General features: G+C 29.6%; 14 protein-coding genes. 9 read left to right on the top strand and 5 right to left on the bottom strand.

The annotated features are described in order from the left end of the window. Nucleotides 1-295: 295 nt before the first annotated feature. The gene (locus SJY30_RS14890; protein WP_396632925.1) at nt 296-847 is read left to right on the top strand and encodes a VOC family protein; all 552 of its coding nucleotides are present in this window, start codon (nt 296-298) and stop codon (nt 845-847) included. A 172-nt stretch (nt 848-1,019) separates the two neighbouring features. Here the strand turns inward: SJY30_RS14890 and SJY30_RS14885 are convergent, their stop codons facing one another. Both SJY30_RS14885 and SJY30_RS14880 read right to left on the bottom strand, forming a co-directional pair. Beyond that, nucleotides 1,020-1,748, bottom strand: coding sequence for a hypothetical protein (locus SJY30_RS14885; protein ID WP_396632924.1), 729 nt, complete (start codon nt 1,746-1,748; stop codon nt 1,020-1,022). 295 nt (nt 1,749-2,043) lie between these two features. Further along, on the bottom strand, nt 2,044-2,304 hold the full coding sequence (locus tag SJY30_RS14880) for a GIY-YIG nuclease family protein (RefSeq protein WP_396632923.1): 261 nt from the start codon (nt 2,302-2,304) through the stop codon (nt 2,044-2,046). A 525-nt stretch (nt 2,305-2,829) separates the two neighbouring features. On the opposite strand from SJY30_RS14880, the gene SJY30_RS14875 reads away from it, so the two are divergent. Together SJY30_RS14875 and SJY30_RS14870 are read left to right on the top strand one after the other, a co-directional pair. Further along, nucleotides 2,830-4,083 (top strand): phage integrase SAM-like domain-containing protein, encoded by a 1,254-nt coding sequence (locus SJY30_RS14875; RefSeq protein WP_396632922.1) that lies wholly within the window; start codon nt 2,830-2,832, stop codon nt 4,081-4,083. Nucleotides 4,084-4,208: 125 nt separating this feature from the next. Next, nucleotides 4,209-4,811 (top strand): hypothetical protein, encoded by a 603-nt coding sequence (locus SJY30_RS14870; protein ID WP_396632921.1) that lies wholly within the window; start codon nt 4,209-4,211, stop codon nt 4,809-4,811. A 107-nt stretch (nt 4,812-4,918) separates the two neighbouring features. On the opposite strand, the gene SJY30_RS14865 is transcribed toward SJY30_RS14870, so the two are convergent. From SJY30_RS14865 to SJY30_RS14855, 3 genes are all read right to left on the bottom strand, one after another. Next, nucleotides 4,919-6,454, bottom strand: a complete 1,536-nt coding sequence (locus tag SJY30_RS14865; protein ID WP_396632920.1) for a hypothetical protein — start codon at nt 6,452-6,454, stop codon at nt 4,919-4,921. A 31-nt stretch (nt 6,455-6,485) separates the two neighbouring features. Next, nucleotides 6,486-7,361, bottom strand: a complete 876-nt coding sequence (locus tag SJY30_RS14860) for a hypothetical protein (RefSeq protein WP_396632919.1) — start codon at nt 7,359-7,361, stop codon at nt 6,486-6,488. A gap of 226 nt (nt 7,362-7,587) precedes the next feature. Further along, on the bottom strand, nt 7,588-8,112 hold the full coding sequence (locus SJY30_RS14855) for an outer membrane beta-barrel protein (RefSeq protein ID WP_396632918.1): 525 nt from the start codon (nt 8,110-8,112) through the stop codon (nt 7,588-7,590). A gap of 213 nt (nt 8,113-8,325) precedes the next feature. Here SJY30_RS14855 and SJY30_RS14850 point away from each other — a divergent pair, with 213 nt between their 5' ends. The 6 genes from SJY30_RS14850 (at nt 8,326) to SJY30_RS14825 (ending at nt 17,284) form a co-directional block, all read left to right on the top strand. Next, on the top strand, nt 8,326-10,575 hold the full coding sequence (locus SJY30_RS14850; RefSeq protein WP_396632917.1) for a lantibiotic dehydratase family protein: 2,250 nt from the start codon (nt 8,326-8,328) through the stop codon (nt 10,573-10,575). Next, the gene (locus tag SJY30_RS14845) at nt 10,559-11,428 is read left to right on the top strand and encodes a thiopeptide-type bacteriocin biosynthesis protein (protein WP_396632916.1); all 870 of its coding nucleotides are present in this window, start codon (nt 10,559-10,561) and stop codon (nt 11,426-11,428) included. Before SJY30_RS14850 ends, SJY30_RS14845 begins: the two co-directional genes overlap by 17 nt. Then, on the top strand, nt 11,382-13,109 hold the full coding sequence (locus tag SJY30_RS14840) for a helix-turn-helix domain-containing protein (protein WP_396632915.1): 1,728 nt from the start codon (nt 11,382-11,384) through the stop codon (nt 13,107-13,109). Before SJY30_RS14845 ends, SJY30_RS14840 begins: the two co-directional genes overlap by 47 nt. Nucleotides 13,110-13,198: 89 nt before the next feature. Next, a complete protein-coding gene (locus SJY30_RS14835) occupies nt 13,199-13,354 on the top strand; it encodes a hypothetical protein (protein ID WP_396632914.1) in 156 nt (51 codons plus the stop codon). Nucleotides 13,355-13,430: 76 nt separating this feature from the next. Beyond that, nucleotides 13,431-15,092 carry a S8 family serine peptidase gene (locus SJY30_RS14830; protein WP_396632913.1) on the top strand — a complete coding sequence of 554 codons (1,662 nt, stop codon included), beginning with the start codon at nt 13,431-13,433 and terminating at the stop codon, nt 15,090-15,092. A gap of 5 nt (nt 15,093-15,097) precedes the next feature. Then, nucleotides 15,098-17,284: a peptidase domain-containing ABC transporter gene (locus SJY30_RS14825; RefSeq protein WP_396632912.1), complete on the top strand. Its 2,187-nt coding sequence runs from the start codon at nt 15,098-15,100 to the stop codon at nt 17,282-17,284.

Below are 17,284 nucleotides of genomic sequence, written 5' to 3'. Positions count from 1 at the left end.
GTTGATTATAGTTGTTCGCCTTGAAGATTACCAATTGAAAATGTGAACGTGTTACACTTAAACAATGGGTTTAATGAATCTTTCAAAGCATGTGAGTATTGTAATTTTACAAAGAAATATTTATCAAAAGATAAGATTGAACAAGCAAAACTTCATTGTTCAGTTTTTATTGAAGCTCTCAGCAAAATGGCAATGAACAACAGTAATAGGGATTATCAATGTTCAGTTTTTGTTAAGCTATTTTGAGCCTAAGGTTATCGCTTAATATCATAGTTTTAACAAAACGATTTTTATTATGAAACTTAAGCATAACCACAGCACAAAAAACCACAATTTTCAACGTCTAATCTGGAAAACGAGCTTTCTTCTTGTTTTTGCTTTAACAAGCTTAAATTTTGGTTTTGCGCAAACATCCAATTCATTGCCAAATGAAATTGAAAATGTAAATTCTGAGAAGGCAAGGGTTACAGGTTTAAAGTACCTTAGTGTACATGTACTGGAACTTGAGAAAACCTTAAAACTTTATCGTGAAATACTTGGTTTTAAAATGGCTGATGCCGAAGTACTTCACGGACCCGGACTTGAAGGTATGTTGGTAATGAAATTAAAGGCAGATGACCTAACCATAGGACTATCACTTACCGCACCTGAATTTATTGATACCATAGGGCCAATAGGAAACACTAACCATAACCACTTTATGCTAAAGGTCAATGATATTGGCCCCATTGGTGATAAATTGAAAAAAGAAGGTTACGAATTGGAAAATGAAAACTATGCTCGTGACAAATACACTTTTTTTGTAGGACCAAACGGAGAAATAATCGGTCTTTCTGGATGGGATTGATTTAGAATAGCACTTTAACCATTGGTCGGTTTAAGTTTATTCATTTTCGTTTATGATTTTAATAAAAATAACGAAATGCATACAGTAAATAATAAATAGTTTACCAAATAACCAACTAAAAAGGCTCCCAAAACTGGGAGCCTTTTTTAATATATTTTTAAAAACCATTTATCTAATTGCTAGCATAAACCGCTTTATTACCAGAGTAATTTGTAAAATATAATAATCCATCTTGTTCTATCTCTACTACCAAATCTTGTGTACTGTTCTGGTTCACTGGGTAATTATCTGGGCTAGGTTGTATAGTTACTAATTCCAAATAATCATTTCCAAGTAGTCTAAAGTGTAATTGATATGCTACTCCGTCATACGTTTCATATGAAGTAGCCGTATATTCTTTGTTAATGGACAAAAACAGTTTATCCGTTCTTTCTTCATTTTCATTATTGATTTGTTCATAGGATAAAAAAGACCAATTACCCACAAACCTTCTATGATCCGTCATGTTCACCGTAGAATAAGACTCATTGGTGTCTGTAGGAGAAAACTTTATACTATTAGAAGCGTCTAAATCTAGATTTATTACTTCCCAATTACTTAATACTTTATCTTCTGTATAAATATCTACATAGTAACTCTTTTCTTGTAATTCTTCTGAAATTGATATTTTGCCCGTAGCGTCTATGTTACCGGAAAAAACAGCGTTTACTTCATTGAAATAATCTTCTTTAGAACTATATACCTTAACTATAAAGTCTGTATACTCATAATCATTTGAGTACTCCTCTACTTCACTTAAGTCTATTTGAATATTAATAGCGCTTAATTGTTCTTCTGCTTCATCTGTCGCGCAACTAAATAAACAAACAACAAATAGATAGATGAAAATAATTTTTTTCATGTTAATATTTTTCTTTTGTGGGTTGTACATATCATCAATAATCATGTACTAATAACTTTTTAATCACCCTGATATTGTATAGCTGAAAAAATGTAAAATAGCTTAATGTGAGAGTATATGTGTAGAGTATTGTTTTGTAAATGGATTTTATTACAGAAAAACTCTATTCTTTTGTAATCCCCTGAAATTATATTTATGATATTATCTCTGAAGTATTGTAAAATAAAAAAGACTTCCATTTTGGAAACCTTTTGTTTGGAGAACCGGTGACCTTCCCGAAAGCCTTCGGGACGCTTTATTCCTTCTTATCAATCGAAATTAAATACTCAATATATTTTCGGCTTTTCTTCTTTTTAATTAAATGCTCTAAAGAAGAAGCTTCAGATCTAGTTTCAAATTCACGTTTCCAACTAAGTTCCCAATCTTTAGCCTTTTTCGTATATGTTGATCCATTACCCTTATTATGTCGAATAAGTCTATCATTAATATCTGCCGTACTCCCAATATAATAACGGTCTAAAGTCTGACTATAAATAATGTATGTAGTAAATGACATATCTAAAAATAATCAAATAAAAAAGACTTACATTTTAGAAGCCTTTTGCTTGGAGAATACCTGATTCGAACCAGTGACCTTCCCGAAAGCTTTCGGGACGCTATTCCTATGATAACGAAACTTACTCTGAAGTATAAAAAAGCCTTCACTTTCGTGAAGGCTTAACTAATTTGTGGAGAATACCGGATTCGAACCGGTGACCTTCCCGAAAGCTTTCGGGACGCTCTATTCTTTTAATATCTGATCAATTTAATACGATCAATAATCGCCTAATGACTACAAATAAAAAAGCTTCCAAAATGGAAGCTTTGCGTGGAGAATACCGGATTCGAACCGGTGACCTCTTGCCTGCCAGTCTTGAAATTACAATTAGTTAAAAAATAAAATTGCGTATATATTATTGATATTCAGTTATTTATGATTTTTAATTTTATTTGAAATCATTTGATTTCGTTTGATTCCAAGAAAAAGTGTGCAAAAAGTGTGCAATTTTTTGACTAACTTAATAGAAGAATAGAACGAAAAATGGCTATCGCAAGAGTAGTATTAGACACTAGAAATAATTCAAAAAAAAAGGATGGAAGTTATCCAATAGCATTGCGTGTTCATCATAAAAAGACAAGATACATTGCACTTGGATATTCAACTTCACTACATGGATGGGATGATAGAAATGGTAGGTTGAAAAAATCTGATATCTGTAATCAGTTTAAGGACTATGATTCTATAGAAGATGAGATTCATGACAAATTATATCTTGCCAAAAAGAAAATTAAAAACTTTGGAGACGACATTAATAAAATTGATGTTAGCCAACTCGTTAGAGAAATAAAAAATTCGTGGGACAAGCAGATTCAAACAACCGAAAGACATCGAATTGACAATAGCATTAGTTTGGTAGAATGTGGAAATAAAATTATTGAAAGAAAGCGGAAAATGAATTCTCCTTCCACGGCAGAATGGTATCAGAGCTGTATGAACAGGTTTTTAAAGTTTATTAAATCCGAAGATATTCGACTTGATGAAATTACCGTTAGTATATTAAAAGATTATGAAGTTGAATTTGTTTCTAGAGGAAATAAGCCTGGCACAATTAATTCATATATGCGCGGAATACGTGCCATCTATAATAAAGCCATTGAGGAAGACGAATTCAAACCTTTGAGTAATCCTTTTAAAAAATATCGAATACCAACTAGCAAGAACACAAAAAAAAGAGCTACCTCAAAGGATAATTTTTTAGAAATTAGGAATTTGAGGTATCCCGAAGACTCTATACTTTGGCATGCCAAGAATTATATTTTGATAATGTTTAATTGTCGCGGAATGAACCTTGTCGATTTAGTAAAACTTAAATTAAAAAATATAAACGGGGATAGACTATATTACGGTAGAAGTAAAACCGGTGACCCACTTTCAGTAAAAATCACGTCTGAACTATCAGACATTATAAGCTACTATATTATTAATAAAAATTCGGAAGATTACTTATTTCCTATCAATTATGACGGGAGTACAGAACATTACGAAAAATATAAATCTATACGCCGCCGTGTGAATGAACGTTTAAAAATAATCGCAGCAGATGCAGGTATCGAAGAAAAATTTACAACATATACCATAAGACATTCTTGGGCTACAATCGCAAAATATTTAGGTATTTCTACTGAGTTAATTAGTGAAGGTCTTGGACATAATTCTTTGAGGACTACAGAAGTTTATTTAAAGAGTTTTGAAAATGAAAAATTGGATAATGCTAATGAAAAAATTGTAAATTGAACAGTTTTACCAACTTCTAAAAATTTTAAAATATACTTTGACAAATAATACCATCCTGTGTTTAAACATAATTAATACATCAACAAAAAGCTTGCACCCTAACATATACACTAAATTTTATTTACATGAAAAACCTGTTTAAATGTTCTGTATTTTTATTTTTAGTAATTTCTTGCAATACTCCAAAATACACTTATTATTTCGATACTGGTAAGTACTTAGATTTTTCTCAAGGAAAATGGTTACTGAATAAATCAAAGTCAAATTCTACAATATTTGATAAAGAATTATATCAACGCTCAAAGGAAGAGTTTGAAGTGATACTTGGTGACTCTTTAGTTGAAATTAACGATTTGAGAGTTGATAAGTTAATACCTTCAAAAATTGATTTTGAAATTACAAAACAAGAGTTAAATGAGTTATACAGTCTAACTGAATGTACATACTTAATCAACATAAAAGGAAATATAATTACGGAAGGACTTGGGTCAATAGCCGTTTCTAATTCAGATTTAAGTACTAGTAATCAAGCATCTGTTTTTATTTGGATTTACAATTTAAAAGTTGGGGAATTAATTTCTTCTTCCCAAGTATATGCAGAAGTAAACAGTCAAGATTCACAATTTGATAATAATTCAAAATGGAAATTATCCACTAGTTCACACACTGGCATGGTAAATGGAGTCAAGAAATTAATAGGAAGGTATAATAAATATAAAGCAAAGTGAGAGTTTTCCAATCCCTCATTTTGCTTTATATATTTAAAACCATAAAGGTATTTTCATTTCACTATTTATAATCTTAAAGTTCTGAAAATACAACACCTAAAATTGAATTAATCTACTTTGCCTCTTATTTTTTTGCCTTTCCATACATTATTTCTAAGAGCTGCACCGTACATATCAATTTCAATTTTATCATATTTCTCAGCATTTAATTGATTTGCTACTGTTTGAAAAACACCAGAGGAACCCGAATTAAAACTGAGTAAAAAATTAAAGTCAAAAGTTTTCTTTGCTTTAGAGCTATTTTTTAAAAGTATATCTGTTTGAGTAACTTTAAAAGAACTTGGTAGAAATTTAACAATTTGGACTCCTACTTTATCGTTATTCATATCATTTGATAAGCCTCTAATAGCACCTCTTGCTTGACTTAAAAGATCGTTTATAGTTTTATTTGCTTCTTTGCCAGTTAATGGGAAATATTGATCATCACCGAATATATAAATTTCAATTGCTCCTAAGGTTTCATTTTGAGGAAATGGCCACGCGCTGGAGTTTATAGGATAACTTGTGACTACATTCCCATATTGATTGTAATTAACTCCCTTATATTTAAAAATCACTCTTTTAGGATCTACAGCATTATATGGACTTACTGAAGAATTATAAGTGTATATCGCGTGATTAATTCCTAACCTTACTCCATCAGAAGTTGATGATTCTGACCAACCAATCAATCTTTTTTTCTGATATTTAGCAGATGCACCTACTGAAGCCCATAATAACCAATTCTCATTCCAAACTTTGGTTTGAATTCTATGAGTACTATCGTGATAATCATTACACGTAACCGTATTACCAAATATTTGTTGAAATATACTGTTTTCAGTATATGAACAACTTCCAAAGTTTTGAGGTACAAGTAAAGGTACGGTTGTAGAAGTTGTAGTACCGCCACCTGTGCTTCCGCCACCTGTGCTCCCTCCTCCACCTCCGCAAGAAGAGAAGAAATTAATGTCTTCATCAAGAGCAATAATACTTCCAGAAGGTGAATTAAGATTCATAGCTTCACTACTGACCTTATATATGTTTTCACATTCAGGTAAGTCATATCTAGCTTCTAATTTTGAGGTAGTACTATTTTCCAAGGTTTCCAATAAACTTTTTAATTTCTTGCGTTTAGACTTTTTGCAAAAAAATAGACCCTTAGTTGTGTAAACATAATAGTTTTTTCCCACAAAAATTTCGCGATCGTCATTCAAAATTTTAGCGAATCTCTCATCAGATATAAGTTCATCATCTAAGTCAATTTCGTCATCAGAATTCTTACTAGAATATAAGCTTCCTTTATTTTTTATTTTTGATGATTTTGATACTAAAAACTTTTCTACTTCCGGACCCTCTAAATCATTAAAAATAGGTCTTAAAGAAGAAAAACCTGAAACCGCCAAAGTTTGTAAAATATTATCGGTTGCTTCTACATCTTCGTTTTGCATAAAGTTCCTAAGTGACTCCTCGCTATCAAATGATAAAGTATTTTCCTCCACAATAATCTCAGGAATGACAGTTTCAGAATAATCCATTTCAGTTATTGGTTTTGATTCCTCTTTATCACATGAGGCAGCAAGACCAATAATCATTGTACTCATTATTAAATATTTATATAATCTCATAATTTTTTTAATTACAGTTAATAGTTATTGTTTTTTTTCTTAAAATATTATCAGTCTCAGATTGAGCCCAGAACTCTATGGAAAAGTTGTAATCTTTCAATCGTCGACTAGAATAGTAAGGGCGATATGATTTATTCGCTTTATTAAAAATAGTAGATTCATATGGACCAATATTCCCATTTGTTATCTTATTAATCCAGAAGTTATTAGTACCGTTGGTTTTTAAAAACATTCTCCAATTACTGTCTCCTGAGAAAAACTCTTCTTCAATTTTACTTTGTAGAGAATTTAAAAATCCAGCTTTTTGATAGACTACCTTAGCGTGAATTTTATTAGGTAATGAATTAAAATCTAGATTCCACGAAATTTTGCTTTTATCACAGTAACTAGACCTTAATGAAATAGTTTCTTCTTCATTTCCTTCAAGAATATCTAGAACATTATCATTAATACTAAAAGTTTTCGATGATTTAGAAGATAAAATCTCACTATTGTTTTTATCAATTTGATTAGCATAAACCTTTTCTTCAATAGCGTCAAGATTCAAAATATAATCACCAATTTTAATTTGACCTTTAGAATTAATTAAAGTAGCTAGTAAATCATCATAAATGCCGAGACTTTCTCTCTCAGACTCTGTAAGTGTTATTTGCATCGATTTAAATCCTACAGTGTTACTCCATTCTTCTAGTTCTTGTGTAGACATCTGACCTAAGCGATTTAAAGCCTTTTCGTAATCATCTCTTGTTGGAAAATCAAGAAAATCTTTATTTATTTTAAATTCAAAGGAGTAAACTTCTTGAAGGGTAGTTTCCGGTTCATTTTTGTTGCAGGATAATATTATGCAGAATAATAAAATCCCAATAAAATAAGTTTTTTTCATAAATTTGTTTTTTCAATTTTTATAATGCGGATATCCGCGTTTAAGAGAGGTGTTATTTCATAGGCATTTTATTTTAAATTAGACAATAGAAATTTCATTGATTATTAGAGTAATCAAGTAAATATTTGATTTAAAGGTGTTTATTAGGCACCTCTTTTAAATTAGTTAGGCTAAATTTTAACTCATGGAAGTGATATTTAAAATATCTTTGAATATTATCAAGAAGCTAGAAACTATAGCCAAGACCAATAAATAACCAATTAAATCTGGCTTTTAAATCTGAATTTTGATTAAACTCCTTGACTCTATTAGATAATTCAAATGAATATCTTGCGTGAAGGTTGAAGTGATTAGTAATTTCATATCCCAAACCTAAACCCAAATCAATACCAGCTTTATTAATATCTGTTGGTGTTGTATCTTGAAGTAAATAAGATATTTGAGGTCCAGCTTGAATATTAAAGTTGTCGGTCATTCGATATCCTGCTCTAAGTGATAAGAATCCAAAACCATTTCCATTTATTGCGCCATAGTCCAAAGCTGGCATAAAAAAGATTTTTTCATTCAGACCTAAGTTATAGTAAAGTCCAAGGTAAAATCCAGAATCTGACGTTGAAGCACTCCCGCTGTCTTCAGTTACTCTAGCATATGCACCCAAGTATCCTCCGGATAATCCAAACGTATTATTTTGAGCATTGGTGGTTAGTGTAGCTAAAACTAAAATAATAAGTGTTGCAAGAAATCTTTTCATTTTTAATTGTTTTGGTTGAAGAAAAATTAATTTTGTACTAATTTACTTTCAATTCTTTCTGATTACAATTTATCTATATCGAAATTCTTAAAATTAAGGTCTAGATTCATGAATCTAGAGGTCAAATTTTATTCAAAATTCCTTTGTTAAGTAGGCTTATTAAATAATAAATAGGATAGATGTATATTTAATGCAAAATCTATTTTCGAATTAATGAAAACTAATTTAAACACTAAGTTTCCATATAAACCTTTTGCAACCTATTGTATCAGAACTCCAATACTTCCCCTAGAATATTATACAACCTTGGTAAGTAATAGTAAAATTTCTGATGAGTATTTAAAAAGTCAACTTGATATTCCTGTAATAGCTGAAGCCATCTATTTAGCATCCCCAACTTTATATTTTCAATTAAAGAAGTGGTGTAATAATGAAGATTTTATTGATAAAAAATCTAAACGTCTTCGTTTAGCATTAATGAAATACTTAGTACGAATGTCTACCCGATGTACTCCTTTCGGTTTATTCTCGGCTGTTGGAACAGGCGAGTTAAATTCAAAAACTGAAATAAAACTTCATTCTTTAAATGAATTTGAAAAACATTCTAATTATGATATGCATTTTTTGGTGTCCTTGGCTAACAACTTAGCTGACAATCCAAAAATAAAGAAGCAATTAAAATTTTATCCCAACAGCTCTATTTATAAGATTGGCGATACTTTTCGTTATATGGAATACGCTTATGAAAATAAAAGGCGTGTGTATTCATTGCAAGCAATTACTTCCAGTGATTATTTAGAAATAATTCTTGATCAACATGGTGGTAACACAATTAAAGTTTTAAGTGAAAAACTTGAAGATGTGGGTATTAATATTTTAGAAGCTGAGGCATTCATTGATGACCTAATTGCTAATCAAATTTTGGTTAGTGAATTTGAGGCATCGGTTACTGGAAAAGATTTCTTAGAAGATTTAAAGCAAAGACTTTTATGCTTTTCTGGTGTAAATAATGAAATCGAGTTAGTTGAAAACCTACGAGCAAGTCTTAAAAAAATGGACAAAATAATTGGAAACCCCATTAAAAATTATCAATCTATTACAGATTTGGTTTTAAAACTAGATGTCCCCTATGATATAAAATATCTAATCCAAACCAATACATATAGTAGGTTTGAAATTAATAAATTGAGCTATAAAATTCTCAAAAAAATTAATCAAGGAATCGCATTTTTAAACAAAGTTTCCCTTCTAGAGAAAAACGATACACTAGAAAAATTTAAAAAGGATTTTATAAAACGTTATGACCATGAAAAAATGCCTTTGTCTAAGGTCCTAGATATTGAAACAGGCATAGGTTATATTCAAAATTCCAATTCCTTAAACTCCACACCTTTTTTGGATGATATTATAGATGCAACTAACTCTTATAAGGCTATAGACGAAAAAATAAATCTTGCTCCTTTTCAAAAAATATTAGCAAAAAAACTACCCTTAACTTTATCAAAAAATTCCTTTGTATTAGAATTATATGATGAGGATTTTCCGAATGTGGATTTTGATTGGAGTTATGCGCCAGACACTTTATCAGTTATGATTGAAATACTTATTGAAGACGGCAAAGAGAAAGTTATTATGAATTATTGCAGTAATCATGCTTGTAAATTACTTGGAAGGTTTGGGACTGATAATAAAGTCATAAAAAATTTACTTGAAGAAATAGTGGTTAAAGAAAGTTCGATGAATTCGAATGTTATAATGGCAGAAGTTGTTCATCTTCCACAATCTAGAACAGGTAATATTTTGCGAAGACCACAGCTAAGAAAACATGAAATACCTTATCTAGGAAAATCAAATATTCCTGATAGTCAACAAATCAAATTAGATAATATTCTTGTAGCGGTTGAGAATAACTCTATTAAATTATATAATAAAAATACTAATCAACAGATATTAGTAAGATCATCAAATGCCCATAACTTCAGCACTAATTCTCTGCCTATTTATCACTTTTTATGTGACTTGCAATCACAAGAGCATAAAGGATTTGGCTTTAGTTGGGGAAATTTATTTGCTGAGAATACATTTTTACCCAGAGTAGTTTATAAAGACTGTATTTTTTCTTTAGCTAAGTGGTACTTAAAAAAAGAGGATGTAGCTTTTTTATTTACACCTCCACTAAATGAAATAACTCAATTACATACTATACGTTCATGGAGGAAAGAAAACAAAATACCTATTCATGTAAAAATAGTAGATGGTGATAATACTTTACCTATAAATTTTGATAACTATGACAGTATTGAACTTTTTCTAGAGATCATAAAAAATAAAGATAAATTTGTTCTAGAAGAATTTCAAGTTCAAGCTGAGGCATTTATTAAAAATTCTACAGAGAGTTTTGCAAACCAATTTGTTTTTTCATTTTACAACCAAAAAAGGCTTGAGGATGTCAGAAATAATTAAGCGTGACTTTATACTTGGTGATGAGTGGCTATATTATAAAATTTATTGTGGACCAAAAGTTGCAGATCAAATTCTAATCCATGAATTAAAACCATTAACTGAAGAACTATTAAAGGAAAATCTCATTGATAAATGGTTTTTTATTCGATATAACGACCCTGATTTTCATCTACGGATAAGATTTGAACTAATAGATATTCGAAAATTAGGAGCTGTTATTCAAAAAGTGAATCAATTATTTTCACCATATTTATCTCAACATCTTCTTTGGAAAATACAAACGGATACCTACAAAAGGGAATTAGAACGTTATGGTAGTAAAACAATTACCACTTCTGAAAAACTTTTCTTTTATGATAGTGAATTGGTTTTGAGTATATTAGAAATTATTAAGGATGAAGAAATCTTTTTTTTATTCATTTTGAAATGCATTGACAGCTTTTTAACTGGATTTGCGTTCAATAAGACTGAAAAATTATATTTTTGCCATGAAAATTCTTTACTTTTCAAAAAGGAATTCGATTTAACTAACCTTGCTAAAAAAAACTTAGCCATAAAATATCGAACAACTAATATTAACCTAATGAAAATCATGTCAAGTGAGGGTGTTACCAAAAAGTTTAAGCTTCTAGAAAATAAGGTTCTAAAAAGAGATAATGCTATAAGGCCATTGGCAAAAAAAATACTAGAGCTTAATAAAACTGAGATTTTAGAAGTAAAAATCAATTCCTTTGTTACTAGTCATATTCACATGTTCGTAAATAGAGCTTTTAGTGACAAACAAAGGTTTTACGAAATGATTGTTTATGATTTTCTTTTTAGATTTTATAAGCAACAAACATTCAATAGTTAAAATTATTTCAATGCTTATTCAAAGGGTTTGTTTTTTGTTTTTTCTTCTACTTTTTTCAAAAGAAGTTCTTCCTGGACAACCTTATTATTTTCAAAATGATTCTTTAATTAATTATTCTATTGAAGATTTAATACAAAAAATAGGCGCTTCAAGTAATAATTCCTTACGTAAACTTTACTGCAAAACTCTTTTACATAAAGCAAAAACAGAAAAAGACACAACACATATTATCCTTAGTTATGATTTATTGGCATTTTTTGATGATGAAATTTATCGAATCAACTATTTAGACAGCTTAATTTCATTATCCAAAATTAAATTTAATGATATTACCCTTTCGCAAGGATTAATAGATAGAGGTAATACTTATTATAAGAATCGACTATTTACAAATGCATTAGACGATTATTTACTCGCTTATGAATATGCATTGAAAACAGGTGACTTAAAACTTACTTACTCCGCCCAACATGGTATAGGTGTGCTTAAAAAAAGAATAGGCGATTTGAAAGAGGCTTTAAAAATACACATTAATAACTTAAAATATTTTGAGAACCCCTCTTCAAATTTTACAGAGCAGAATCACTTAAATACCATTTTTTCACTGTCATCCACTTATAAAGATTTAAATGATTTAGATAGCTCAACAAAATACAATATTTCGGGTATCAAACTTTCTAAGCAATTTAAAAATGAAGAAATGTACAATCTTTTCGTTTTAAATGAGGGGACTGTACTTTTTCATAAAAATAAAATTACTCAGTCATTAGATAGTATTCTAAAAGCTAAGTTATATTTTGAAAAACAAAATTTCAAAAGAGATTTAGCCTTTGTTTATTTTTATTTAGGAAAAATATATTTATCAAAAAATAAGAATGAGCTAGGAATAGGTTATTTAAAAAAAGTTGATACAATTTTTCAACAAACTAATGATATTCACCCGGAATTAACTTCAACATATAAATTGCTTTCCAATTATTACAAACAACAGAGAGACACTCATAATCAACTACATTATTTAAATCGTCTAATCACATTAGATAGTACGTTAAACAGTTATCAAACTTATTTGGGAACCAAAATAAAAAATGAATTTGACATGCCTGAATTGATTGCTGAACGAAATCAAATCATAAATTCCCTAGAGAATAAAACAATAAATTTAGAATACATTGTATTTCTATCTTTTATAGTATTAGTTTTTAGCTATTTAATATTTATGTACCGTCAAAAAATACTAAAACAAAGATTTGATAAGATTATAAATTCGAACCAACAATCTGTAAATACCAGCAATGAAAAAAATGAAATCTCAACTCAAGTAATTCACGATATCATTTCCAAATTAGAAAAATTCGAAAAAAATAATAATTTCACAAATTCCAAACTTACGTTGTTTGAACTAGCTAAATCCTTAGATACAAATTCTAACTACTTGTCAAAAGTTATAAATACAAGTAAGGGAGTTAATTTTTCTACCTATTTAAATGATTTAAGAATTGAATTTGCAATAAATAAATTAAAGAATTCCAAATCTTTCAAAAATTATAAAATTAGTGTTATTGCAAAAGAAGTAGGGTTTAATAATTCTGAAACTTTTTCAAGACTTTTTAAAAAGAAAACGGGTATATATCCTTCATATTTTATTAAGCAAATTTCTAAAATTGAAAAACAAGTCTAGATTTATGAATCTTGGGTTAGCAATTCAATTCTAACTATACATTAACAATTTATTTTATATATTTAAGTCAATAATTAAAACTGAAAATTATGGAAAACACTAAACAAATGAAAAAATTGAAATTGGATAAAATAACAATTTCGAAAATTCGCAATTTAAATTCCATTGTTGGCGGAACTGGATGTAACGGAGGTGGTGACGGCACTGAAGAAAGAACTTTGGATAGAACCTATGGAAAAAAATAGTAGAGGGATAAGTATTCGAAACATTACACTTAAAATAACCTGAATATTTCAGGTTATTTTTGTTTTTACAAAAAATATGAAAAAGATCCTAGCTGTATGTTTTTTATTATTTATTATTTCCTGTGATGAACAGAATAATCAAATAATTTTAAATTCTCAATCTATCGTAATTATTAATAAAACTTATAATAAAAATATAAATTTTAATATTAAAAATTGGTTGATTAGAGATGTTCAAGAAGATACTATTCCAGGAATTAGTTTATTAAAAGCAGCAAAAAATTTGCTTAAAGATAAAGATGGAGAAACAGTAATTGTTGCTTTGATAGATATGCCTGTAGATATAAATCATGAAGAATTAAGCCCTCATATTTGGCAAAATAAAAATGAGGTTACGAAAAATAATATTGACGATGATAAAAATGGATATACTGATGATGTTAATGGTTGGAACTTCATCGGAAATTCTACAGGGAAAAATATAGTTTTTATGAATTATGAATATACCCGTATTTTAAAGGCTTATAATGATAGTGCTAATTTGGATTCTGGTATTTTACGACAATATAAAAAAGCCAAAATTGCCTTTGAATTAAGAAAACAATATGCAATTGAAGCATATCAAAAAACTAAAGCAATGGATAGTCTTTATTATCAAAGCAAAAGCACTATTAATTCGTTGTTACATAAAACAAAAATTACATCAGATAATTTAGATAGTTTAATCGAAAAAAAACCAAATAATGAAAGCCTTAAAAAGTCTGTTGAATTATTTAAATCCTATCAAGAAAAAAATATAGACGATGCTTATATAGATGAAAGTATATTAATGGCTAAAAACAGATTAGATATTCATTTGAATACTGAATATAATGATAGAAAAGAAATCGGAGACGATGTAAACAATATAGATGATACCAACTATGGAAATAACATCGTCAATCATAATCTTAATTTAATGACTCATGGTACTAAAATGGCAGGCATTATTGTTTCTAACTATAATGAAGCAATATTAGAAAAAACTATGAGTAAAATAAAAATCATGCCTCTATGTGTTTCAGGATATGGAGACGAAAATGATAAAGATATAGCCCTAGCTATTAGATATGCTGTTGATAATGGTGCTGCTATTATCAATATTAGTTCTGGAAAATACTTTTCTATGCATCAGAATTGGATTCATGATGCAATTAAATATGCCGATAATAAAAATGTTCTAATTGTTACGTCCTCTGGAAATGATGGATTAGATTTAAATTCTAAAGGAATTTATAAATATCCGAACGACTTTTCATTTTCTACGAATTCAGAAATTTCAAATAATTTTATTAGAGTTGCAGGTTCTAATTATAAAATGGACAGCACTTTTGTTCATCCCGCCACGAACTATGGAAAAACTCAGGTTGATATTTTCGCTCCTGGAGAAGAAATTTACACCACTTCTTCTTCAAAGGATTTAAAATACACATACAGCAGTGGGACTTCTGCTTCAGCAGCTGTTGTTTCAAAGTCCGCTGCCATTTTAAAATCATACTATCCCAATTTAAAGGCTTCAGATTTGAAAAAGATTCTTATGACTACAGGTGATGAGTATTATTTAAATGTAAGAATGTATGACTCCCTTGACCACAAAATTAACATTCCTTTTAAAGAGCTGTCTAAATCAGGCAGAGTAGTTAATATTTATAATGCACTGGTATTAGCAGAATCCCTATCTAAAGATAATTCAAATTAAGTAATTTGAAAAATTTCCCATTTTTCAAACAACTCGATTCTAAAGATTGTGGTCCTACGTGTTTAAGAATTGTCTGCAAACATTTTGGTAAAACTATTTCGATTCAATACCTACGGGAATTATCTGAAACAAAAAGGACAGGTTCATCATTAATGGGCTTAAGCATTGCAGCTGAAAAAATTGGAATCAAAACCTTACCCGGTAAAATAAGCTATCAACAGTTAGATTCAATTCCCTTACCTTGTATTTTACACTGGAATAAAAAACACTTTGTAGTTCTTTATAAAGTTAAAAAGGATATCTGTTATATTTCAGACCCAGCATTTGGACTACTAAAATATTCAAAAATAAAATTTCTAAATCATTGGATTGGAAATGAAAGTAATACAAACACTAAAGAAGGTATTGCACTACTTTTGGAACCTACACCAAAATTCTATAAAAGTGAGTTTGATGACATACAAGATAAGCTTAATTTTACGTTTCTCTCAAAATATCTAATTAGATATAAAAAATTTTTATTTCAATTAATTTTTGGACTTGTAGCAGGAAGTTTACTCCAATTAATATTTCCCTTTTTAACACAAAGTATCGTAGATGTAGGTATAAAAAATCAAGATATTAATTTCGTGTATCTGATTTTAGCTGCCCAATTATTTTTATTCTTGGGTAAGACTGCTGTTGAAGTTATTAGAAGTTGGATTCTATTACATTTGAGTACTCGTATAAACATATCCTTGATTTCGGACTTTTTTATAAAATTGATGAACCTGCCCATCGCTTTTTTTGACACACGGCTTACAGGTGATATATTACAACGAATTAATGACCACGAACGTGTAGAACGCCTTTTGACCTCATCCTCCTTAAATGTAATGTTCTCAGTGATGAACCTTATAATTTTCGGGTTGGTACTAGCTTACTATAACATATGGATTTTTACCATATTTCTATTGGGTAGTTTATTATACTTTGCGTGGGTGCTGATTTTTCTAAAAAAAAGAAGGGCCTTGGATTATAGAGAATTTTCGCAGGTTAGTCAAGAACAGAGCAAAGTAATAGAGCTCATTAACGGTATGCAGGAAATAAAACTTCATAACGCTGAGAAGCAGTTCCGATGGGATTGGGAGCATCTTCAAGCAAGGTTATTTAAAGTTCATATAGAACGTCTATCCTTAAGCCAATACCAAGACGTTGGTTCCGGATTTATTAATGAGTTCAAGAATATATTAATTACTGTAGTCGCAGCAAAATTGGTAATCGATGGTGACATTACTTTGGGAATGTTATTAGCCATATCATATATTGTAGGTCAACTGAACTCTCCGATTGCCGAATTGGTATTTTTTATCCGCGATGCCCAAGACGCAAAAATATCGCTAGAAAGATTATCAGAGATTCACAATAAAGAGGATGAAGAAGCACATAACACCTCAGCTGTTGATATTCCATCCAAAATTGATTTCGCATTAGAGAATGTCTCTTTTCGATATTTGGGAACAGAACAGCTTGTTTTAAAAAACCTAGACCTTATCATCCCAGCCAATAAAATAACTGCCATTGTTGGAACTAGCGGGAGCGGAAAGACTACCCTCTTGAAATTACTTTTAAAGTTCTATGAACCCCAATCTGGAAGTATTACAGTGGGAAACATACCTTTAAATAAATTATCTCATAAAAGTTGGCGTGAAAAATGTGGCGTAGTCATGCAAGAGGGATTTATTTTCAGTAATACCATCGCCAAAAATATTGCTATCGGCGAAGAAATTATAGACAAGGAAAAATTAAGCAGAGCTGTTGATATTGCAAATATTCGTGATTTTATTGAAGAATTGCCCTTGTCTTATAATACTAAAATAGGAACAGAAGGCGTAGGTTTAAGTGTTGGTCAAAAACAACGAATTTTAATTGCCCGTTCCGTTTATAAAAACCCACATTGTCTTTTCTTTGATGAGGCTACTTCTGCTTTAGATGCTAATAATGAAAAAACAATTATGAGTAAATTACAAGGATTTTTTCAAAACAAAACTGTAGTAATCATTGCACACCGACTAAGCACCGTTAAAAACGCAGATCAAATTGTTGTGTTGGATAAAGGACAAATATCAGAAATTGGCAATCATAATGAATTAAGCAAATTAAAAGGTGCTTACTATAATTTGGTCAAGAATCAATTGGAACTAGGAAATTAA

The sequence above is a fragment of the Maribacter sp. R86514 genome (assembly GCF_044597005.1).
GTDB lineage: Bacteria > Bacteroidota > Bacteroidia > Flavobacteriales > Flavobacteriaceae > Maribacter.
This window is presented reverse-complemented; position numbering and strand designations above follow the sequence as displayed.